Origin of the sequence: Anaerococcus nagyae (genome assembly GCF_040364225.1) — a bacterium.
Classification (GTDB): Bacteria; Bacillota; Clostridia; order Tissierellales; family Peptoniphilaceae; genus Anaerococcus; species Anaerococcus nagyae.
In genome coordinates, this window is record NZ_AP031484.1 from 320879 (window position 1) to 346671 (window position 25793).

At 31.0% G+C, this 25793-nt stretch carries 6 protein-coding genes; all 6 read left to right on the forward strand.

Annotated elements, in window-relative coordinates:
* Positions 1-16: 16 nt before the first annotated feature.
* The 6 genes from ABXG81_RS01510 (at position 17) to ABXG81_RS01535 (ending at position 25738) form a co-directional block, all read left to right on the forward strand.
* Entirely contained in the window at positions 17-1069 is a 1053-nt protein-coding gene (locus ABXG81_RS01510) for a DUF5979 domain-containing protein (RefSeq protein ID WP_353528949.1), read from the forward strand.
* Between the two features lie 60 nt (positions 1070-1129).
* Positions 1130-1885, forward strand: a complete 756-nt coding sequence (gene srtB / locus ABXG81_RS01515; protein WP_353528950.1) for a class B sortase — start codon at positions 1130-1132, stop codon at positions 1883-1885.
* Complete coding sequence (locus tag ABXG81_RS01520; protein WP_353528951.1) at positions 1885-2610, forward strand: FctA domain-containing protein; 726 nt, start codon at positions 1885-1887, stop codon at positions 2608-2610. The genes srtB and ABXG81_RS01520 overlap by 1 nt, the downstream gene beginning before the upstream one ends.
* A gap of 404 nt (positions 2611-3014) precedes the next feature.
* A complete protein-coding gene (locus ABXG81_RS01525; protein WP_353528952.1) occupies positions 3015-7724 on the forward strand; it encodes a prealbumin-like fold domain-containing protein in 4710 nt (1569 codons plus the stop codon).
* A gap of 537 nt (positions 7725-8261) precedes the next feature.
* Positions 8262-22235 carry a SpaA isopeptide-forming pilin-related protein gene (locus ABXG81_RS01530; RefSeq protein ID WP_353528953.1) on the forward strand — a complete coding sequence of 4658 codons (13974 nt, stop codon included), beginning with the start codon at positions 8262-8264 and terminating at the stop codon, positions 22233-22235.
* Between the two features lie 1397 nt (positions 22236-23632).
* Positions 23633-25738 (forward strand): isopeptide-forming domain-containing fimbrial protein, encoded by a 2106-nt coding sequence (locus ABXG81_RS01535; protein ID WP_353528954.1) that lies wholly within the window; start codon positions 23633-23635, stop codon positions 25736-25738.
* Positions 25739-25793 lie beyond the last annotated feature (55 nt).

Here is a 25793-nt window from a genome sequence, read left to right on the forward strand (position 1 = left end):
AATAGGAGAAAAGTAAATGAATTTAAATAACATTTTTAAAAAAGTAACAGGCGTTGCACTAGCAGCAACATTAACATTAGGTGGATTTGTTGGTAATGCATTTGCAGCACAAACAGGTCCAATAAATACAGAGGGTAGTTCTAATGCGCTAACAGAAGCACCATCTATTGAAAAAGAAGTAAAAGGTGACTATTTTGGTGGTGGTACATTTGAATATGAAATAAAAGCAGCAGATGCACCAGCTTATTCTGGCTACCAATCTCGTAAAAGTGCAGATCCACTAATTGGTATTGGTGATGGAAATATAGAGTTAGAAGCTGGAGAAACAACTGGTAGTGAACAACTTACAGTAAATCAAGAAGCGGTAGATAAAGCACAACCTGGTGTTTATAGATATAAAGTTAGTGAAAAAGCTTCTGGTATTTCAGGTATGAAAGATGATGATAAAGTATATGATGTAGATGTATTTGTTACAAGTGATAACGGTACAGGAAGAAAAATTGCTTACTATATTGTTTCTTTAAAAGGAGAAAAAGCACCACTTAAATTTACTAACGAATTATCTCAAAAAGCATTAAAAGTAACAAAAAAAATAGATGGTAACCAAGCTGATCTATCTGATACATTTGAATTTACAATTGCTTTAGCTCAAGCTGAAGGAAAGAAAAATACATCCGTAAGATTAAATGGAAATACTCCAATTAAGTCAGGCGAAAATGCAGTATCAGCAGGTCAAATTGGAAATGATGGATCATTTGAAATTACTGGATTAGCTAGTGGAGATAAAATTACAATTACTGAAAAAGATACTCAAGACAAACAAGGTTATAAAGCTAATGTAACTTATAATGATGGAAAATTAGAAAATGCAGATGTTAAAAAAGAAGGTACTAGTGTTACATTTACAGTTGCAGATAACGGGGATATTACTTGGACAAATACAAGAAAAGGTGACATCCCAACTGGTCTTATTGAAAACATTGCACCATTTGTACTAGCAATTGCAGCAGCAGGAGTAATATTCTTTATCTACTTTAAAAACAACAAAAAAGAAGAAGAATTAGCATAATATAACTCTATCACCCCTTTGGGGTGAATTTACATATATAATTTGAAAGGAGATCAGTATTTGCAAGTATTGGCTAATATATCGCGTATTGGCGAGAAAATTTTAGATCGAATAGTAGCATTGCTACTCATACTAGTTATACTTTTTGCAGGATACTCCCTTTGGAATTCTTATATGTTATTTCGTGGAGGATTTGCAGGAGATGAGCTTCTCAAATTCAAGCCACAAATTTCTGAAAATGGAGAGAATCCTACTCTTTGGGATTTGATGAAGATAAATGAAGATGTCGTTGCCTGGGTTACAATTGATGATACAAATATCGATCATCCAGTTGTCCAAGGTGAGGACAATATGGAATATATCAACAAGGATGTATACAAGAAGTTTGCCTTAAGTGGGTCTATATTTCTTGACTATAGGAATAACAGAGACTTTACCGATCCTTATTCACTTTTATATGGTCATCATATGGAACGTGGTGGGATGTTTGGAGATGTAGTTCTATTTGAAGATAAGAAATATTTTGATAAGCATAAATATGGAACACTTTTTTTACCAGATAAAACTTATCGTATAGAGATCTTTATGGTAAGCAAAATTGATGCATATGATCAAATAATATTTAATCCTAAGACTACACAATCTTTAGTACAAAGACAAAATTTAATCGACCACGCAAGAAAAAATAAGCTCCAAGAAAGAGATATAGATATAAGAGAGGATAAAATCATAGCCTTATCTACCTGTGAGAAAGCAACTACCAATGGTAGAACGATAATACTAGGTGTACTAAGACCTATGAATGGGGATAATTAATGAAATCATTTAGAAAAGTATACAAATTAATATTAACATCTATAATTGTCTTATTTCCATTTATAGATTCATATGCTATTAATCAGGCAGTACCTATTGGGGTGGATTGGTTTTATGAAGATGAAAAATGGAATAATTCGCCTCATAGATCGGATATAAAAATTGATTCTATAAATAATGCACCACTTCATAAGGGCGTAGATGAATTTTATGGTATAGGTGACTTAAAATTTAACTTTATCCCAGAATTTGATAAGGTTGGCAAATATGAATATTTAGTGTATCAAAATAATGAAGATATAGAAGAAGATAATAGATGGGTCAGGTATGATAGAACAGTTTATAGGCTAGTTTATCTTGTTCAAGAAAATAAGAATGGACTTACGATAAGCACTTATGCTTATGATGATAGTAATTATGATAAAAAAACTTCTGATAAGGGGAAGGTAACTAACATTGTATTTAAAAATCATGATCCACATAGGCATAGAAAAGATGGTAGCATTATAAAACCAAAAGATCCTGACAATACTGATGGTAAGAAAGAGCCTGAATATCCAGAAGATCCAAATAAACCAATTGATAAGACAGATAGAAGTAATAAAAATTCTTCTTCTAATGTTAAGACTGGTGTAGAAGGAATACGGCTTTGGCTCATTATACTTATATTAGCTATTGCAGCTATTACCATTTTAAATAAAAAAATAATATCAAGAAAATCCTAAACAAAACTCTAAAGTGTCCACTTTAGAGTTTTTTATTGTACACAATAAATTAATTATCTTTGAATACAAAATATCATATTATAATTCATTATATTATCTTATTTTTTATTATATTTAATCAGATAAAAATATTTTTTTAATATATACCTAGTATTTCACTAGACATTTTTGCTGCGTTGTGATAAAATGTTGACCATATTCTTTTAAGGCAAAATAAATTATACCTAATATTTAAAAATTGTATGTTTAGATTAATAAATTAAAACATATTGGTTTTTTGAGCTAATATACCTAAAAGTATGATAAAGCTCTACAATTCATATGTAATTAGTAGTATAATTGAAAACATTGATAAATTAGAATTATAATAAATAAAATAAAAGAATAAATCAAAGGGGAGATTTATGAAAAGAAATCATATTAAAGAATTTATGGTTAAGCTATTGGCATTAAGCTTAGCTATTGTTATGGCTTTTCCAGTAAATATATTTGCATCGAGCCAAACACCAAAAAATTATAATCATGCACCATCAGTAATGGAAGATGAAGAATCAGAAAGAACAGACAGTCCATCAGAGACTAGTCTATTCAAAAGTGAAGTTACAGTAGATGAAACAATAGACTATAGAATAGAAAAATCTGCAAACTTATCTAAAGCCACAGGTAAAATAGATTACAGAATAGCTGTAAAAAGCAAAACAACTCCAATAGACAAAACAGAAAAACTAATAGCAAGTTTTGCTACAGCTAGCAATACAGACTTCAAAGAATTGAAACTAGATAGGGTGACAGGCTTAGATAAAAATAATAATGAAGCAGAAATAGAATATGAAAAAGCAGATCCTAATGGATTATTAGATGCAGATAAAAGTATTGATAGTTTAGCTATTACAACAGAAAAACCTGAAGTAGGGGTAGTTTATTACTTAAGTGCACAATTAGATCAAAAAAAGATACAAAGACTAGAAAAGGAATCCCCAATCCTTGCCTTAGATATGGTTTTTACAAAAAATGATAATCCTATTTATGAAAGTAGATATTCTCTAGAAGCTCAATCAGTAGATAATTTAAATGAACAAGTACTCAGATTGCAAGATGATAATAATATATCTTTAGTAAAAGGATTATATAAAGATAAAAATAAAAAAGTATTCGGTTACGAACCAGCTACTATCACCTGGTCAGATTATATTCTTTCATCAGATTCAAAACCATTTACATATGACTTTAACCTAGATGATAGTCAAACTACAGATGAAAGCAAGATAAAAATAGATTTTTATCAAGCAACGGATAAAGGATTTGTACTTAATAAAGATTTCAGCCAGGAATTACCATTTAGTAAAAGTATTAAATTAACAATTCCGCAAGGACAAATAGCAAAAGTGGAAGTAAGCACAATAGTAAAAGAAAATACAAATTCAAAAACTTTTGACTATAACAATACACAAATCATAAATCCGAATTATGAAGCGGGAGAAAATAGAGAAAATCAAGATAAAATATCTAATAATTTTTCCAAAAATAAATCAAGGTCAAATATATCCAATAATATCATAACAGGCCAAACTGACCATAATTTTTCTGGGAATCCAAAAAGTAAAAAAGAAGATTCTTTTCATGATAATTTTTCTAAAAAAGAATCAAAGTCAAAATCTCCCATTAATATCATATCAAGTCAAACTGACCGTGATTTTTCTAGGAATCCAAAAAATGAAAAATCTACATCAGCTATAGAACTTAACAAAGATAGCTTATTAACGATATACAAAAAAGAAGACAAACTAGATGAAAGTTTAGAAGATAGTATCAATAAGATATCAGATTCCCTACAAGATTATAATGATGGGGAAATAGATTGGGAAAATTTTGTAGAGCAAATCAAAAAGGTAACATCAACACAAAGATTAGAAAAATCAGAATTTGAAGATATAATCAAAAGCTTAATATCAGGTCTTGATGAAAAGTCATATAAAGTTTCTAATATAAACTTAAAAGATTTAACAAAAAGATTATATATTAATATAAATTCTGTAAAAGAAACTAAGGTTGATAAATTAGTAGAAGAAAAATTAAAAGAAAAAGATCTTACAATAGAAAACTTCCAAAATTATATGTATGATTTGGAAGAAAAATATGGCCTCACTGATGCAGATGCAGATAAAATATATACTAAAAATGCTGATGCCATCAAAAAACTTATAGAAAAATCCCAGAAGGGAAAAACTACTGGAGATGTATTTGCTGTTACAGATGGATTTAAAAACAAAAAATTCTTATTGATCTCTAATATGAATACTTTAACTATTCCTAGCGGTAATATTCCATCTGGAAGATATTTTGATATAGAGTCTACTAATAATATTGGGCTTGCTAAAAATAAAATTAATGATCTCTATGACGAAAATAACAATTTAGTAGCTAGAGCTAAAAAATTAAGTGAGTATAAAATAAGATATACTTTTGAAAAAAATATATCAGCTGATACTTCTGTTCCTATAAAACAAATGTATGATTTTATGGTTACTGATAATAATCCTACTACAGTTGGGTTTACAATTATTCCACAAAATGGACCAAGACAGTATTTGCCTGGATTAAAAGTTTATCCAGAAAGTAATAATAATCCTTCTGAAGATAGTAATGGAGTTGTAAAGTCCTTATATATTACTGATAAATGGACAGAGTCACAAGCAATTGGCACACATATTTCTAAGGATATTGGTGATAATATAAGATATTCTTTTGTTAAGTCAAATGATTTTGTAAATACTTATGAAAAAGCTATAGCCGATTATAAGAATGCTGATTTAAGTTATTATATATGGTTAAGGCCAGAAGTTATTAGTCAAATTAGTAATGATTCTGATATAACTATAAATATGGCTAAAAATGGGAAAATTGACGATGTTAGTATTTATAAAATTCCATATGGTGATACAGAAAAATATAAGGATGCTCTTAAAAAATCTACTATTTTAACAAAGCTAGGTGAGCTTGAAAATATAACTGATAAAAATAGTGTTAATTTTGATGATAATAAGTCAAATATTACTCTTAGATCTACTTATACAACTGATAGCAATAAAGATTCATATATAATTAAAGTTAAAGCTAAGGATGTAAAACCTAATGTTGATACTGAATTTTCATTTAAGTGGAGTACAAAAAATAATGGTACTATAGATAATTTATCAAATCCATATTATATTTCAACTAATTATGAAATGCCTGAAACTCCATCAGACAATAACAGTTTAAATTTTGAATACGAAGATAAAATATACAAAGATTTAACATATACTGATGGAAGAATGATATTTGATGATGAAAAAATGACTGCTTACTGTATAAATCTAGGCATCCCTAATCCTTTCCAAACAGGAGGTAAATATTATCAAAAAGCTATAGTCAATCCTAGTCCAGAATTGTTTGCAAGATATGCTTTCCCTAAAGGGCTTCCAAATGCTTATAAAAATAGAGACAATGTTCAAATGTACTATGATATTAAAAGAGCTATCTATTTAATAGAACAAGAAAATTGGGAAAAGGCATATAAAGATCATGTTACTCAAGCTGTAATTGCTAGAATAATAGACGTTTATACAGAAAATATGTATAGGATATCACGAAAGTCTAAGGAGATTGATCCATCTGTATATGATAAAAATAGCAGTAAGGGAAAAATTTTAGAAGAAGATGGTTCGGCTAGTGAGAATAGAGTATATAATGATAATCCTTATGGTGGACATAAAACATATAAAAAAGAAGTAAATGATATATTCTTTTCAATACCTGATACAAAAGATATAACTAACAAAGAAAAATATATATCTTATGAAACTTTAGATAAGGATGTTGAAATAAAAGTTTATCATTCATTTGATACTACAACTGATAAACTTGTTACAGATGTTCAAAATATTATAACATATGAGGTTAAAAAAACACCTAGATCTGAAATTAAGTTTAAAAAAGTATTCTCGGATAACGGGAAATATGGTGTAGAAATTAGAGAGAATTTACCAGAATCTGATGATAAAAATGCCTACTTTACACTATATGATCAAAATGGTAATAGCTATCATGATAGTAAATACCAATCTGTATCTGATGATAATGTAATTACATTTACTAACTTACCTACAAATCAAATCTATACCCTAAAAGAACAAGCTCCAATTGGTTATAATAGATCAGAAGAATATATATTTGAAATAGACGCAAATGGAAATATACAAGCTAAGAACTTTAGCCTTGGAGATCCTACAACCATAGTTAACAGCAAAACTGTTAAAGCAAAGTTCGCTATTAAAAAAGTAGATTCACAAACAAATGAACTACTTCAAGGTGCAGAATTTACCTTAGGTGGTGGAGATTTAACTAAAGATATTGTTAAGACAACATCAGAAGAAGAAAATCCTATTATATTTGATAATCTAAAGGCTAATGAGAATTATACATTAAAAGAAACAAAAGTTCCTACTGGTTATAAAAACGAAAATTTAGAATGGAATGTTAAAGTTGATCCAGAAGGTCAGGTAAGCATAGAAGGGATCAATGGTATAGAAGAAGACGGACTTCTAACATTTACAATTAAAAATACTAAAGAAGAGTCAAAGAATGGTAGATTTGAAGTCTTAAAAGTTGATGATTCGGATAATAAGCTTGATGGAGCAGAATTTACAATTTATGAAGATTCTGATTTAGAAAAAATCTTGACTTTAAAAGATGAAAAGCAAGTGAAAACAACATCTGGCGGTCAAATAACTTTTGATAATCTGCCACAAGGCATATATTATCTAAAAGAGAGCAAGGCTCCTAAAGGTTATATAATAGAGTCAACAATTTGGACGGTGATTGTAGAAAATGGAATAGCTACAATATCATCAGACAATGAAGATAATGAAAAATTTATAATCACAAATTCTAAGGATGATGAAAAAATTAGTCAAGTAAAAGTCATAAATCATAAACCGACCTATCCATCAACAGGTGGCTCTGGTCCAAAGATTGCTTTTGCTATTGGCGGTACTGCATTGATGCTATTAGCTTTAATGTATTATGGTATTTATCAAAATGATAAAACCTATAAAAGATCAAAAACTAAATAAAAATTTGTAAATAATAAAACTTAAATAGACACAAGCAAGTTCAGCTAGTTTCCATACTGGACTTGCATATATTAATTTTTAATATTTAAATTCAACTAAATACTCATTTTATATATATTGGGGAAATTAATTGTTAAATTATATCAAAGTCTTGAAGAAAGCTGATAATTTCATAATTTGTTAAAATTTAGCAAAATTTTACCCTTTATTTCTTATGCTCATAATATTTACATAAATACTACTGGTATAGTATAATTAAGATGCTTTACTAGTAGTATTTTTTTACTATTATATAGTAAAAATCATAATGACTAAATTTTAATTTAATTATTAAAATTAAAAAGATAAAATAATATTCATAAATTTTAAAATACTTTATATATTATTTAGCTACTTTATTTAATTACAAAAGGTTTTTAGAGAGTATAGTTAATTAAAGAGATGAAGAGTTATTTTCTATTTTAATATCGCTTAGATATATATCAAATTAATTAATAAATAATGAAAAAAATTTATAAGTATAAGAAAGGGGTTTCAATGAAAGGTAATCTTAAAAGCAACTTGGTGAAGATTTTATCAATTGCGTTAGCTTTCGTTTTAGTTTTTCCAACTGAAATATTTGCTATGGCAATGAAAGATAGAAAATCCAACACCTATCAAGCTTCAAGGAGTATTATGGGGCTTGCAACATCTGCAAATAATAATTTGCCAGATAAAAAGGAAAAAGAACAGAAATCAGAAACGTTAAAATCAGAGGTAAGCATCGATAAAACAAAAGAATTTACTATCGAGAAATCTGCAAATTTATCCAAATCGACAGGAAAAATTGACTATAGGATATTAGTTAAAACAGAAAACGCAGATTTAAATGGTAAACAAGTAGCAAATTTTTCTATAAATCAAAACACTGATTTGGTTGATTTAAAAGTAGAAAAAGTCACTGCTATAGACGATAACAAAGAAAGTGAAATCAAATACAGCAAAGAAGAACCTGAAGAAAATGATTCTACAGAAGATTTATCTACATTTGCCATTGCTAGTGATACAAAAGATTCTGTGGTTTATTACATAAGTGCACAATTAAGTGATAAAGCTTTGGCTGATATTGATAAGACTTCGCCAAACATGAGTATTGATTTTTCCTTAAATGAGGGTGCTTCTAAGCAATATCAAGATAGATTTTCTCTTGAGTTAAAAAAATCTGAAGAAAATGAAATTACGATTGATCAGGATGGTAATATAGCAGAAGAATTATTAGAAGAAGTAGAAGATTCTACTCATTTATACAAGGGTCAATATAAAGAAGAACAAACAGGACTATTTAATAAAACTCCTGCACAAATCCAATGGAGCGATTATATCAATCCAAAAGATAACAAAGAATTTACTTATAATATAAAATTAGACGATACCCAAGATGCAAAAGACAGTAAAATCAAAATAGACTATTATCAAGCAGGGAAAAAAGGCTATGAGTTAAACAAGGACTTTAGTCAAACCGTGCCATTTGCAGAAGAAATAAATCTACAGATCCCACAAGGTTACATAGCAAGAATAGAATTTACAAGCAAAGTAAAAGCAAATACTAATCCAAAGTCTTTTAGCTTTAATAAAACCGTAATTAAAAACCCTACTTATAAAGAAGAAAAGAAAACAGAAGAAACTAACACAGAAGAAGATAGTGATCCTCTGCCTAAGTCCAAACAAAAAGAAGGCAAAGATTCTAATCATAAGTCAAATATAGAAGAAAAGACTATAAAAGCTGATCCAGATACAAATGAAATAGTTGTAGACCATTCTTTTATAAAAGATGACAATGATTCTTCGGACGATTCTAAAAATAAAGATTCTAACTCTGCTATTGATTTAAATAGAGATAGTGTTTTAAATACTTATAAAAATAAAGAGAATTTAAGCCCATTTATTGAGCTTTCCATAAATAATATAAGCTCTCTCTTCAATTCTTATAATAATGATGAAATAAGCTATGATGAATTTGTAGAAGGGTTAAAATCTCAAACTAACGATCTTTCAAAAGAAGATTTTATAGAAATAGCTTCAGGCCTTATCGCTGGTCTCAATGAAGATACTTATAAAGTAGCTAAAATTGATGAAACTAAATTAGCAGAGGACGTTTTTGTCAAAGAGAAGGATACTGAAAACACAAAAGAAAATAAGGATAAAGAAGAACAAGCTAATAATTCCTATAGTGACAAAGAAAGTATTGATCAAAAAACTAAATCAGATACAGAAACAAAAAATACTGACAATGAAATCCTAGATTCCAATGAAGAATCATATGAAAATATTACACCTGAAGAAAAAGTTAAGGAAGAGGCTGTAGAAAGATTTGACAATACCCTAAGTCAAGTTAATGAAGAAGTTAAAAAACCACAAGAAGACGATAGATCATTTGTGGATAATTTATCCCAAGGCATTAAAGGCATTTTTGGGCAAAGCAATCTAAAAAAGGCCGATGCAGAATTAAAACAAGCTTTAAATGATAGCAAAAGTCTAGAAGAAATCCAAGCCTTACTATTAGAACTTGGTAAGCGTTATGAGTTAAATAGCAAAGATGAAGCAAAACTTATGACAGATAATGAAGATGCTATCAAAGCTATTATAGCAAGAGATGCTGACTCAAACTTTAGACCAAACATACTTTTGGCACAAAACGAAGGAAATATAAGTCCACTTGCTGATAAGAAGTTTACTGTAAGAACAAGATTTGATGCATCAACAATAAATGGTCCAATTAAATCTGGCCAATATTTCAAAATCAATCTTGATGACAAATTGATGGTTAAAGATCCATCTAGTTTAGAAAATATCACCTATAATGGCAAGGTTATAGCAAAACCTAGCTATGATGAAAGCAAAAAAGTAATAACTTATACAATTACTAATGATATAACAGAAAATATTAGCATTCCACTTAATGTTGATGTGGATTATGATACAAGTCAAATCAAAAAAGGTGAGAACTTTACCGTAGTAAACAGTATTACTGGTTTAGGCGTAGCAGATCCTAAAAAACTACCAGAAGTAAAACTTGACGAAAATGGTAATCCAGCAGGTACTATTACAGAAATAGGTGGAGATGATGTAGTTAAAGTCATCGGAGTAGATGATGAATTCTTTGATGTAAATATGGACGTCTGGGGTGAACCGGTTGTAAATGGGCCTAACATTGATGGGTTCAACTGGACAATTAGAGTTAGCTCTGATAAGGACTTAAAAGAACTTGGATATAAGCTTAACCTCACCACAGTAGAAGGCTCTGGTCTAGGTGAAATAGAAGATGTCAAAGTAAATGGTAAGTCTATAACTCTAGATGATCAATTAGCTAATCAAATAGGTATAGTAGATTCCAAACATCATAGTCAAGATGAATCCACACAAAACTTAGTATATACTTTATATACACCTGTAACTAATAAGCAAGAATCATACATGATAGATATATCAGCAATTCTTACTAATAAAAATAATAAGATGGGTGCAGTAAGAAAGATTCTACCAGAAGGTTACCAACAAGATAGAGTAGAAAGAGAAACTCCAACTCGTGTTTCTATGAATAATAGAACAACTATTATGGGTGAATTTACTTCTAATGAAACTGCAAATTGGACTATCACTGATGCTGTATCTACAGGAGATAACAACAAAGGACTTCCTCTAGAGACTAGAAGTATAGGAGATAATCAAACTTTAGTTAAAGGTCAACAAGCAGTCTATGGCATTAATACATCTACTGGTAAGATGGAAGTTAAACAAGCTCCTAAGGATATTAGTAAACTTCCAGAAAAAGCTAGTGATCCAAAAGAAGCTCAACAAGCTGGAAATATTGCTGTTTATAAACTCAATACAGATTTATCTGACCCAGATAAATCAAGTGACTATAGCATATCTGGAGTAACAATCTCCAAGTATAGAGACCTATTTGTAGATCAAAATTGGGCTTTTCCAGATAATTATAATAATATCCCAAAACAAACTCTAACAGTAAAAGATAATGGAAATAATGAATTAGGAAAAGTTGAAGTAGATGAATCCACAGGTAAGCAAAGAACTATAAAAATTCCAAATGTAAAATATTGGAATATTTCTGATAATGGCAAAGCTACTATGATCGATCATAAGCTTTTTCAAACTTTACCAAGTGATACGGTATCAGTGGATGGAAAGCCTTATAAATATAGCGAATATGCCAACTACTATGATTTGAATAATAGAATTCACTACATTTCTAATTCACTACTTGAACAAGATAATAAAACTCCAGCTACCTTTACAGTTATCAAATTAGATAGTAAAGACACAGGGAAAAGATTACAAGGAGCAAAATACTATCTCCTAGGTGCTGGTGTAGAAATAGTTACTGATGCCAATGGAGAAGCAACCTTTACTAATATCAAACCAGGTACTTATACCTTAAAAGAAACAAAGGCACCAGATGGTTATAAGCTAGATCAAGAAGATAAGACAATTACAATTTCAGATAATGGAGAAGTTTCTGTATCTGGGAAAAACGCACAATTCTCACTTGGATCTGGTAAGACTGATATAGTAGAGCATTCTGACTATCCAAACTGGATGGACTTTATGAATACTCAACACTATGGAAAAATTGATGAGTCTGGTAATCTAGAATTTTATGTATACCTAAAGCCATATGATCAACGAAAAGGTGGTAGAACTGATAAAGATACTACATTTAATATTGCTTTAAAAGGAGTAGATCTATCAGATTCTAACATCACAGTTTATGACGTGGATCCATATGATAGAGCAGATATATTTGCTGCAATGAATGATCAAAGTGTAGATCAAAAGCTATCTCAACTAGGTAAAATTAGCCTAGGTGCAGGCAATAATGGCGGAGTAATAGAAGGAAAAGCTGATGCTACAAACCCTATCTCTGGGGAAAAAGCTTATCAAATAAGTTTTCCACAAGGAAGATTTGGAGATAACTGGGGATTCTTGGTAAAAGTTTCTGCTAATATAGGCGACAAAGATAAAGCTGCCCTTTCTTATGACTGGTTAGCTAAAAATGACCCGGCAAATCAATCTAAAATCAGACAAAATGTTAGTCTAAGTAAGAATCCTGAGGAAAGTGGTCACCCAACTATTACTATAACTAACGAAGAATTTAAGAAAAGTGATATAGAAATAGCCAAATTCGCCGATACTTTCGCAGATAAGAAAAGAAATAGGCTGGCGGGTGCAGAATTTGCTCTTAAAAATTCTAACGGAGTAGTAATTGCAAATAAAACTACTAATGAAAATGGGGATGTAAGTTTTGGACAGCATCCAGAAGGTACTTATTATCTAGAAGAAATCAAGGCTCCACAAGGTTATGAAAAGTCTGATGTTTATTTTGTAGTTACAGTCGATGAAAAAGGAGAAGTTTCCTATAAAGCGAAATTTAAAAACTCTGATGCTACCCCAACTGCTGGTGTCGATTACTATATAGAAAGGACAAAGGGCGGACAATCTGATGGAAATGCAGTAGTAACTGAGGTTCATCAAAAGATATGGATTGATAATAATAAAAATGATCCTTATCAAAAAGATAATATATGGGATGCTTATAGACTGGAATCTCTTAAGTACCACCTAGATGCTAAGATTAATAATGCAGCACCAGGATCTAGATTTGAGATACAATTTGATCCAAATCTTGACTTTACCCAATACTTTAAAACTTTCCCAAACATTTACCATAATGGAAAGATGATTGCAAAGCCATATTTTGACTATAAGACCAATCTTTTAACCTATGTATTTAATGATAATTCTTTGAGTAATGGAGAAACATCAATTAGCATAGATCTAGATGGTATGATCCCAAGTAAATTTTATGCATTACACTCAGGAAGGTGGCCAATTACAGTGACAGTAGCTCCAAACCAAAGTGAAGCTATTAGTAACAATAATAGTAATCCAACAGAGACTATAGTAGTACCAACAGATTATAGCTATTATGATAAACATACAACTGATGGATTATGGCCAAGTGAAGCTTACTATTTTAGAGATGTTTATAAAAAAGATGATGGACAATGGTATGTAACAGCTATAGCTTATTATAACCCTGTAGGTAATTATAAATCTGGCGATGCCAACAAAGTATGGTTTAATTGGCTATTTACTGATTGGCAAGGAACTAGCTATATAAGTTGGGAAGGTAAGGGCTATGAGGCTCCTTATTTTCTAGAAGATGTTAAAGTTTATAAGACAGATTTTCCTGGAATAACAAAACACACTATAATTGATGGTGTAAATGGTCGGTATGGATATAGCAATGATAATATGCCTTTATCATGTGGTATAAGACCTGAACAAGATCCAAATAAGTATCAACTTGTTTATCATGCTGATATTGATCCAAAGAATGATTATAGTGGTTCACAAAATGGAATATCATTGGATTATAAAAAAGATTTAATATCAAATTATGGAGCATTATATAATAAAAAAGATCCACCTTTAACATTATCTATGCCAGCTATAGATACTAAAAAGCAAGAAGGTTATGTAATAGAACAAACTTTCAAGATTAGAGATATAGATGAGTTTAACACTCATTGGAGAGCCTTTTATATGGGTAATGGAGATAAGAAAGGCGAAAGAAAAACAGCTTTAAACTCTGCCTTTGTAACAGGACCAAATCCTAACTATGCCAAAGCAGATCAAACAGGAGAAGAACTACCTTCATATTATAAAGAAGTAGTAGGAATCATAGATAGAAAGTACACTCCAGGAAGCTTTAAGCTCACTAAACTCGATGAAGCTGATCAAAATAAAAAATTAAGTGGAGCAAGCTTTATATTAACTGATGCTGATGGCAATAGTATTATCAGAAATTCAGGAGCTAATGGAGAGGTAAACTTTACAAATCTATTGCCAGGTAAATATAAGCTAAAGGAATATAGAGCTCCAGAAAAATATGAAAAAACCAAAGAAGAATGGGCTGTTACAGTCTATAATGATGGGCATGTAAATGTAGCAACAACAACTATTGCAGGTTCTGGGAAAACTTATAATGGCAAAGACACCATAAATATTCCAGTAACGAATAAGCCTGCAGGAGAACATTTCCGAGTATATAAGAAAGATGGAAATGGTAAGCCGCTCGAAGGTGCAAAGTTTACAATTACTAAACAAGGAGAATCTGCTCCTATTTCAACAGTTACATCAAATAATAATGGTGTTGCTGAATTTGAAACAAAATTAAGTGCAGGAACTTATATAATAGAAGAAATTGAAGCTCCAGAAGGTTACAGAAAGCTTGATAAAAAATGGGTTTTAGTAATTGATGAAAATGGAGATAAGAAAGTCTACAACTATGTAAGACCAGCAGATTCTATAGAAATAAAATCAATCCCAGCAGAACCAGGTGTTTCTTGGATTGATGTTAAAAATAGGCCTACAAATGGTTGGGATCAATATGATAATAGAAGAACGGCTTGGATAGCAAATAGTACTGAAGCTAAGTATTTAGGTACTAGGATAGTAGCAATTAATAAAATTGATAAATATGTAGTTCAAAGGTATGTAATAAATCCAGAATCCGCATCAATAGGAAAGAGTACTGCAATAATTCACAGAGAAAAACCACAATATTCAAATATGGATTGGTACAAAGGTGATGAGGAAGCAAGGATATTTACACTAGATAAGCCAGTAAGTGGACTAATCTCTGATATAAGACTTGGAAACTACAATATAACTGATATCACTAAAGATGTTAAAAAAGAATCAGACAATACTTACTCTGGGGAATCACAACGCTTAAAATTAACTCTACCAGCTACCGATAAACCTATAGTTGTAGATGTAAAAGTGCCTTACAAATCCGAAAACGGAGGTGTAGGTACTGGAATGGATTGGATCAGCGGTAGCCAAATTTACTGGAAGAGTGACTATTATGAAAGAGTTTCAGATATTGTAGTAGGAGATCCTACCCATGCAGAAGAAGGCTCTATTAAGGGATCTTATATAGGAAAGGGCTCACTAGATGTAACAAATGAACTTAAGACATTTGGTTTCAAAATTAAAAAGGTAAAAGAAGGTGCAGAGAATCAAACAATCCCTGGCGCAACATTCAAATTAACAGGGGATAAGCTAGGAAAAGATGGCATAGAAGTAACATCTGATGCTAAAGGTATAGTTAATTTTGATAATCTAAAGCCAGGATATTACACCCTAGAAGAAAGTAAATCAGCTCCAGGATATGAAAAAACTAATAAAAAATGGCAAGTAACCATAACTAAAGAAGGAAAAGCATATATCAAAGCAGAAGGCAAAGAAGCTGATACAAATACGACAGAAACAAATAATGCTAGAAGTAGAGTAAGTGCTTATTCAGCAGATACAAGTAGCCAAAATCTAGAAATAGGTGATAACTTAGTAGGAAGTCCACAAAGAGCTAGTAGTGGTGAAATATACACTGTATTAAATGAAAAATCTGACGTACAAGCAAGATATTTTAAAGTATCTACTAGTGCAGAATATTTAGGTAATGAAGAATTCTTAGTGCGAATAGACATAAAAGGAAATGTTAATGGTGATTTTTCAGTTAGTAAATTTGATTTGATGTTTAATGATGAACCTGAATTTGTCCCTAACTCTACAATTACATGGAAAGCTAGTGCAAATGACAAAGATCAAGTTCCTAATAATTCTAGTAGATGGCATTCTGGATTTTCTAATAATAGTATTGGTTTAAAAGATGGAAAATTAAATATTTCCAAGGGCGATACTGCTAGTATGGAATTTAAGGTTAAACTTAAGAATCCATTAAGTTTAAATACGACTAAAGATTTATTAAAGAAAATTAGTATAGAAGGAACTAATATAGCCGTACCACAGGCAAAAAGAGTACAAGCAAATAAGATTAATTATCAAACGAAGAATGGTACGATAACCACAAAACCAAAAGATTGGCAACAAAGTGGACAGCCAGTAACTATGACGGCTACTCCAAAACCTGGTTACCACCAAGTTGGAGATATAATTGTAACTAATGATAGAACTAAGAATAAAGTAACCCTTAGGGATAATAATACAGTATTCACAATGCCATCAGATGATGTAACAATTTCAGCTAACTTTGAAGCAGATACATTTAATATAGATAAGGGTAATCTGACAAATGGTTCTGTTGATAATTTACCAAGTCAGGCTAAAACTGACGAAGATGTAACATTTAAAGTTACACCACAAAAAGGCTATAAAGTAGGTAAAATTACTGTAACAGATAAATCTAATAATAATGTTGATGTTAAACTTGATGATAATGGCAATGGTAAATTTAAAATGCCAGCATCTAATGTAAAGGTCAATGCAACATTTAAAAAGTTAGCCTACAATATAACCAAACAAAATCCAGTTAATGGAGATTTTACTGTTCCAACTAATGCAGAGGCAGGAAGTAAGGTTTCTATAAAAATAAAACCAAATGATGGTTATCAAGCTAAGTCTATAAGTGTTAGAGGCGGTCAAGGTGAGATTCCAGTTAGTGGAAATGCATTCACAATGCCAGAAAGTGATGTTGTAGTTGATGTAACGTTTGAAAAAATACAACCAAAAGTATTTAGTATTACAGTAAATCAAGCTAAAAATGGTAGCATAAGTGTGGATAAAACTTCTGCAAAAGAAAATGAAGAAGTTACTTTCACTGCAACACCAAAAGAAGGCTACCAACTAGATCAACTTATAGTAAATGGTGAATCTGTAAAAGTTATTGATAATAAGTACACTTTCAAAATGCCAAGTAAAAATGTAACAGTTTCTGCAAGCTTTAAGGAAAAATCTATTACACCACCAGAAGGATCAATACCAATTTCAGAGGCTGGTTACCAAATTACCAATAAACAAGTTGGTCTAGACCTTAAGATTTTCAAAAAAGATAAAAATGGTGCACCTTTGGAGGGCGCAGAATTTACTTTAGAAAAATACAATAATGAAGCTTATGATACAGTTGATACAAGCTTTAATAAAATCACTGTAAAATCTGATGAAAAAGGTAATGTCAATTTAGTTGATAGTAATGGTAAAGCTATAAACTTAAAAGAAGGCTACTATAGACTTACAGAAACAAAATCACCACTTGGTTACAAAAAGGCTCAAGCTCCTTGGGATATAGAAATATACGAAGATGGCGGACAGCTAAAAGCAAAATATAAATCAGCAGTCCATAATGATTATGACTATATAAGAGATAAAGTTTCTTATGATAATGAAAGCTTAAAAACAGTAGACAATGGCATTAAGTATAAATCTAAGCTAACTGATATCAATACTAGCTCCAAGACATATGTTCAAAGGATTTACATTGATACTAGAAATTACAATGGATCTAGTGATAAGATAAATATTCAGATCACTCCAAAATATAAGAGAGAAGAAAAAGATGCTCCAGGTAAGCCTCCAGTAATTCTAGAAGAAGGTGTTAAGACTGCCTATAGATCAACTTATAAAGTTGCAGGTGCTCCTAAATCAGACCAAGAAGAAGCATTTGCCAATGATGTTTTGAAAAACTATGATCTATCTAAAAATAATGTCACAATACTCAATACAGCAAGATGGAGACCATTTGATTGGGGATTTGATGAAGATCAACTTAATCTTGAAAAAGGTGTATATTTCATAGATATAGAAGGATATTTTGATGATAATATCACAAAAACCGATATAGGAAAAATAGATTTAGATATAGATTTCTATGATGGAGAAAGGCAATTCCAAGAAGCTACTGGTAAAGATGCAAATGGTAAAATTATTTACGCTGATAAAAATGGCGGATCATACCAAAAAGGCAATGCAAATATAGGCTTAGGTCAAGACACGACTATAGTAGGTAAATATCCACGCTGGGTAGGTAAAGAAGGCGGAAGAATTTTCCCAGCTCTAGATGAAAAGGATAGAACTAGAGTAGAAACCAGCATTGATATTTCCAGCCTATACTCATCAAATAAATTTACAGATGTTCTACAAGCTGGAATGGATATATTTAATGAAAAAGAAACATACAATATAACATTCTCTAAACACGGACGTGATAATCCAAGGGATAATATAGATAGTGAAAGTGTTACAAACAACAGGCTTGAAGGAGCAGTATTTAGACTAGAAAAAGATCTAGGAAGTGGAACATATGTTCCTGTAGATGGTTCATATGTTGGATCAGCCTTTAATGGATACTTTGGTTTTAGGAATCTAGAACCAGGCCGTTATAGATTATTGGAGGTAAAAGCTCCAAAAGGCTACAAACCTATTACAGGTCCATTACTTTACTTTACAATCAAGACTGCCAATGCAAACTCTGGTGACATAGTTGATCCAGAAACTGGTGATATTATAAATATCAAAGACTTAAATGTAAGATTTGAATCTCAAGGAACTATATATAAACTTAGTAAGTTACAAATGCTAGATTCAGATGGTAATACTAAGGATATTAGTAAAGTTGATTCAAAAGAAATTGATATCCAAAATACTAAGATAATTAATCCAGAGACCCAAAAAGAAGTCCTATTAAAAGAACTTATAGTAGTAGGTAAGGAAAAAAATGTAGATGGTCAAAAAATTCGTCATGAATATCCATTTAGCCAAGTTAAAATAGTACCAAATTCTAGTGGTTATATCTCACTAGAGTATGATAATGCAAATGGTGTATATCAATACCTACCAGAAGATAAGAAAAGTGCAAAAGATGGTAAGTTAGTAGACTTTGTAACAAGTGCCACAGCCAAGAACATGGGTAAGATCATAAACGAAAAACCGGAAAAGGGTAAGTTAACTATTAACAAAGTTGATGAGAATAAAAAACCTTTAACTGGTGCTAAGTTTAAACTAACTAATATCGATACAGGTAATATCATAGATCTTGAGGGAAAAGATATAGTAGAAGGTGATACTTCTCTAACTGTTGATGAAGATGGTAAATTAAACTTTGAAAATCTAGAAATAGGAAACTATAGATTAGAAGAAACTAAGTCCCCAGATGGTCATATAAACACTGATCAAGAATGGAACTTTACTATAGGTGGACAAGGTCTAGATCCTTATGATGGACAAATCAGACGTAAGGGTAGTGATATATCAGAAAGAGTTACTTTAGAATCATCCGAAATGAAAGTTCTAAGACCAGAAGCTAACAAGGCTGATAGCAATGAAGTAATAAAACCTCATCAAAGAGAATCACTAATCTTTAATAACAAGTTTAAGGTAGATGATACAAAGATAAACCCAGGAGACTATTTCACAATTAAATTAAGTGATAGTATAGATCTAAATGGACCTATCGAAGAAAATCCACCAGTGCTTGATATTATTGAAAGTGGTGTTGGAACCATAGCTAAGGCTGACTACGATAAGGACAGTAGAACTATAACCTATACCTTTACTGACTATGTTAATACTTATCCAATAGATGAGTTGTCTAATAAGATAAGAGCATTTATCAATGCAGATAAAGTTAAAGAAACAACAGATAATGTTTCTGTTGGAATAGGTGTTGGAGAGGATAATGGCAAATATAGCAATATCAAAGTTCAATATGATCTTGCTATGGATAAAAATAATGATGGAAATAACTTCCTCAATATGACTTCCAAAATAGTAAGCTATAATCCAGAAACGGGTGAATTTATTCACTACTTCTATATAAATAGAGATAAAGAAACTAGCCAAGCATTTAACTTTATGTACTCACCTTATCAAGATATTGATCAGCTAAAAGTAGAAAGATTTAAGCTTAAGAATAACAATGATAATTCAATTAAAGCTGATATGCCAGAGTCATTTGGGGTAGATGAATCAAGTAATAATCTAGTTGATAGTACAACTCTAGTATCCAGAAGTTCCGTGCCAGCTCGTGATACTGTAAAGGCTGGATTCAATGATGGAGTAACCAAAGATGACTCCTATATCATAAAAGTAACTGGAAAAGTTTCTGGAAATAATAAATCATTCTATAATGGTTATGGTAGACTAGTTAAGCCATTCTCTAACAAAGAAGATTTATATGTAGAAAGAGAAGATGAAGTTTACAGTCTCGCTGATAAAGCTAGTGCAGAAAAAGAGCTAACAATTACTGCAGTCAATCCTTCAAATAGGATAAGCTATAAAAAAGTTGACACAGAGGGTAACACTCTAGCGGGAGCTACTTTTGAACTGAAAAAAGATGATATAGTTGAGAAAACTATCACAACAGACGATACTGGACTAATAGAATTTGAAAACCTAACACCAGGTGAGTATGAACTCTATGAAACTAAGGCACCAGACGGATATAAATTGCCAGCTAATCCAGTTGGAAGATTTAAAGTAGATAAACTAGGAACTATCTACAGGATAGAATCATACACAGATGATAGTAGTAAAGAAACAACCGTAGATGTCAAAGAGCCAGGAATAATTCCTAATATTGTAGTAAATAAAAAAGAACAAAATATAAGCTTTACAAAAGTTGATGCAGATGATAAAAAACCATTAGCAGGAGCAGAATTTGAAGTTTACTACAAGGCTGATGAAAGTGGAGATTACAATAAACTAGATCTTTATCAAGATCAATCAGGTAAGAAATTAGTCTTAACAGCTGATCAAACACCACCAAGTGGATATGAAAAAGTTGATAAATTTATCTCTGGAACAGATGGCAAGGTAGATTTTAAATTCTACGAACCAGGCTATTATGCACTCAAAGAAAGCAAAGCCCCAAAAGGCGGCTATATAGCTCCAAAAGACTATATTTACGAATTTAGACTAGTGAACGGAAAGGTTCAAGTCCTAGAAAATGATCCATCAATAGCTAAAAAAGCCAATGGACAATTAGGAAAGATCACTAGTGAAATCGTAGAAATAGATAAGGATAATAGAACATTCAAGCAAAGATTGATAATAAGTCCGTCAGGAGGAAAAATAGGTCAATTCAAAACCGAGGGTACTTACCTAAGAATTGTTGAAAATGGCTTTAGAATTGATCCTAGAGGAAGCGTTGGTGGTAAGCTTACAGCTTATATGAAAGACGAAGAAAGCAAAGCTTTAGAATACGAGCCAACTAGGGAAAGTATAGATGGAAAAACTGAACTAAGATACTATCTAAAAGATCTTGCAAATGCAACAGGCGAAGATTTATTAATTACTTCACCTCTTGTAGTAGAATATACTGGCAAGCTTGATAGTGATTTACAACCAATAGATATAAAAGCAGAATTAGTTGTAGAACCAGTGAATGGTAATAAATTTGTTGACACTGTTGAGTATGATCAACTGAACTTAGAGAAACTTGCTGATAATAAATCAGTATATATTAATAAGCAAGATAAAAGTTCTATAAAGATAGAAAACAAAAAAACAAGCTTCCCACTAACAGGTGGCTCAGGACCTAAACTTGCCCTTGCAATAATAGGAACAGCTATCATGTTAGCAGCTATCGCATACTACGGTATTAAACAAAACGATAAAAATCGTAGGAAAGCTGATGGGCTTGGAGCATAATAAAAGAAAAAGATTCTAGTTAAAAGCTAGAATCTTTTTTTGCTATAATTAGTCGAAAAAGAAATAAAACCCCACCCCATTTCGACTGAAATGGAACGAAGCGGAATGAAATGGAGAAATCTTGGACCCTCATTAAGTTCATTTAGTCAATAAGTGAAAATACCCAATCCATTTCGACCGAAGCGAAGCGGAGTGGAGAAATCCCTAATATACGTAAGAATAATGGATAAAAACAAAAAACTAAAGATCTCTCCATGCTCTCGCTACCGCTCGTTTAGTCGAGATGGAAATAGAACTCTATCCCAAACTTCGCCTGAATTAAAATGAAGTTGAGAAAAATGAAGAAATTCCATTATGTAATTAATAAGTGAAAATACCCAATCCATTTCGACCGAAGTGAAATCGAAGTGGAGAAATTCCACATATACGTAAGAATAAATAGATAAAAACAAACTAGAGATCTCTCCATTCCCTCACTACCGCTCGTTTAGTCGAGATGGAAATAGAACTCTATTACAAACTTCGCCTGAATTAAAATGAAGTTGAGAAAAATGAAGAAATTCCATTATGTAGTTAATAAGTGAAAATACCCAATCCATTTCGACCGAAGCGAAGCGGAGTGGAGAAATCCCTAATATACGTAAGAATAATAGATAAAAACAAACTAGAGATCTCTCCATTCCCTCACTACCGCTCATTTAGTCGAGATGGCAATAATACCACACCCATTTCGACTGTAGTGAAACGAAGTGGAATGAAATGGAGAAATCTTTAGTATATACCTAAGCTTGAGAAATTTCCAGCAAAACAATTAAAAAATTATTCGTGAATTAAAATTAATCATAACAAATTGATGATTAAGATATCATAAAGATAGCTTGCAATTCATATAAAGCAAAGTATATTAAACAAGTATGAATTATATATTATACAAATTCATCAAGGAAATCCACACAAAACTTACAAATTTTAATTATGTTGGTAAATTTCGCTAAAAATAGCCTATTCCTACATAAAGACTATTGTATATTTTGTGGCTAATATGTATAATATTATATGAACAACTTATTAATTTAATATTTAAAAAGTAAGCACGTTTCAAGTAATTGATTCATTCAATGAGTTGTATTCAGTTGTCACATTCTTCGGTAAAATAAATTTGGGGTTAGCGTCTCTAACCATGCTAAGACATCATTTGCCTTAGAAAAAATACTACTGATTCTTTTAAGTATTTTCGGAGTTTTTCGCTAAGGATCACTGTTTGATATTATAATCATTCTAAATTTATAATTAATAATTTACATAATCTATATTAATTATGCGATCATTCTAGAATTGATTATTCTATCAACAATTGCTTTTTCGCAAAAAATTTAATAAAAAGGAGAAAACAAAATATGAAAAAAGCAACAAATAGAATATTGTCATTCTTATCAGCTTTTGCAATGGTTCTAGGAATCCTAGTAGCACCATTCACATCTGCTAATGCTGCTGAAGGTGATGCTGATCCAGCACCAGAAACACCATCTGCTACAAGTGATGTAACTGAAACTTTGACAATTCACAAAATTTTAATGAGCAAAGAAGCATTGGGTAAACATAATGTAAACAAAGAAGGATATAATGGAAATGAAATTGAAGATATAAAAAAATTCTTTGAAGAAAATGCTCAAGAAATTTCTGGAGTATATTTTAAACTTCAAAAACCAGCTAAAAAAAACCCTGATGTAAATAAGGATGCTGATTGGCAAGATCTAGGAGAAGAATACGAAGGTCTTACAAAAGAAAAAGGTCTTACAATAAATACAAGTAATCTTAAGGGTCAATATAGAATCGTAGAAGACTTAACAAAATCTACTTATAAGGGTGAAAATGGTGAACAATTAGCAGCTGCAAAAGCTGTTCCATCAATAGTTACTCTTCCTTTAGTAAATAACGATGGTGTTATAAAAAAGGCTCACGTTTATCCAAAAAACACACAAGAAGCTCCAAAGATTGATAAAAACTTCGATAAAGAAGCTAATGGAGATGCAGCAGGTATTTCAACAGATGATTTAATAAACAACGAAGATAAAAATAAAGATGTTGAAATTAAAACTGATGACAATCGAAGAGAAAAAGGATTAGTTACTAAAAATATTGGCGACAAAGTTCCTTATAAAGTAGTTACAGAAATTCCTCAAGATGCTAAATACAAAAAATTAGTTTGGACTGACCAAATGACAGAAGGTCTAACATATAATAAGGACCTAAAAGCTACTCTTGGTGACACAGAATTAGATGCTGCTGATTATACAGTAATTAATACAGATAGAGGATTCACACTAAAATTAACTGATGCTGGATTAACAAAAGTAGAAAAAGCTGCAGAAAAAGCTGCTCAAACAATTACTTTAAAATATACAGCAACTGTTAACAAAAATGCTAAAGTAGACGTAGAAGATGAAAACGACGTAGCATTAGACTATAGTAACAAACCAGGAAAAGATTCTGAACCTAAAGAAGGAAAACCTGTAAATAAAGAAATTAAAGTTACAAAAGACTGGGCTATTGATGGAAAAGAAATTACAGAAGCTGATAAAACAGCTAAAGCACTATTCACTCTTCAAGAAAAACAAAAAGATGGAACATGGAAAGATGTTGATTCTCACGAAGTAACAGCTGCAGAACATTTTGAATATACTTTCAAAGATCTTGATAATGATAAGACATATAGAGTTGTAGAGCAAGTTTCAGGATATGAACCAGAATATGTTTCATTTGAAAATGGTGTAGTTACAATCAAAGATAATAAAGATTCAAAAAATCCAAATACATTAAATCCATCAGAACCAAAGGTAGTTACTGGCGGTAAAAAATTCGTAAAAACAAATCAAGACGGAAGTGAAAGACTTCTTGGAGCAGAATTTTACGTTAAAAATTCAAAAGGTGAATATTTAGTAAAAGCTGCTCAAAAAGATAACACTGCTGTAACAAATGCTAAAAAAGCATTAGATAATGCTAAAGCAAAATATGATGCATTAAGTCCTGAGGAACAAGAATCTGAAGAAGGTCAACAAGCTAAAGCAGAATTTGATAAAGCACAAGAAGCTTATGATAAAGCAGTTAAAGATAATCTTGGTGCAGGTGAAGGTTATGCTTGGGGCAAAAAAGACGATACTAATGTTGTATTGTTAAAATCAAATGAACAAGGTCAATTTGAGATTACAGGTCTAGCATACGGCAATGACTACAAATTAGAAGAAAAAACTCCTCCTAAAGACTATGCTAAGTTAAATAGTGATGTGGATTTCAAAGTTGAAAAGGGTTCATACTCTACAAAAGATGTAAATATTAAGTACAATACAAAAGATGAAGCCAATTCAGCTAAACAAGTAGTAAACAAAAAAGTAACAATTCCACAAACAGGTGGCATTGGTTCACTAATCTTCATCGTAGCAGGTATAGTTATCATGGCTATAGCATTCGCTATGAAAAGAAGAAACTCTTACGAAGAAGCTTAAGGTTTAGTTAAACTAAGAGAAAAATAAGAAAAAGCAATAAAAGAGAAAGGCTCAG